The 502-nt window shown below is 41.6% G+C and carries 2 protein-coding genes; both read left to right on the top strand.

Annotation, left to right across the window (positions count from 1 at the left end; all coding sequences use genetic code 11):
* The coding region (locus tag NK662_RS24880) for a hypothetical protein (protein WP_254761396.1) at nucleotides 1–293 on the top strand (293 nt) is incomplete at its 5' end.
* Nucleotides 281–436 carry a hypothetical protein gene (locus NK662_RS24875; protein ID WP_254761395.1) on the top strand — a complete coding sequence of 52 codons (156 nt, stop codon included), beginning with the start codon at nucleotides 281–283 and terminating at the stop codon, nucleotides 434–436. The genes NK662_RS24880 and NK662_RS24875, both read left to right, overlap by 13 nt.
* Nucleotides 437–502: the final 66 nt, after the last annotated feature.

Raw genomic sequence — 502 nt, 5'->3', positions numbered from 1 at the left:
GGATAAGATGGGGTGGGCATGTAAGAATCTTGGCTCATGGAAGGAGAAGAAGAGTAGTAGTGGTGGCAGGGGGAGGAAGCGGAGGAAGAAGAAGCGCTCCTAATAAAAGGTTCGAGCGCTTTCATGAGCTCCTGATCCGAGGATGCGATCTGGTGTGTGCTAGTGTTATACTTGTACATGTCTATTGCTGCGGCCATGAGGACTGGATGGAGGTAGAAGATGAAGATGGCAAGGGTATGGAAATCTTAAAAACAGGAAAGAAAAAAGGGGTGCTTTTTGGATGCAAGAAGTGAAAAATCAGCCCTGTTCCTCAATAAAAGTAGAGAAACAAAGGGTGCAAAGAAAGAAAGAGCTTTTGAATAGAAAGAAGAAAAATTTATTTGCATTATGGCAGCAAGAACTGCTGTCTTATCCTCAACCTCAACTTATGTCTTAAAAAATCCAAATTTTGAATTAGCGAACCTTAATTTATGTGCTCTGGAATGTTTAGGTTTCTCTTCAC

Origin of the sequence: Ectobacillus ponti (genome assembly GCF_024294785.1) — a bacterium.
In the GTDB taxonomy this organism is placed as follows: domain Bacteria; phylum Bacillota; class Bacilli; order Bacillales; family Bacillaceae_G; genus Ectobacillus; species Ectobacillus ponti.
Note: the sequence above shows the minus strand (reverse complement) of the source record. Positions and strands in the feature narration are given on the sequence as shown.

Coding starts and splice junctions, on each gene's coding strand:
- NK662_RS24875 (WP_254761395.1), top strand. CDS start 281: ATGCAAGAAGTGAAAAATCAGCCCTGTTCCTCAATAAAAGTAGAGAAA.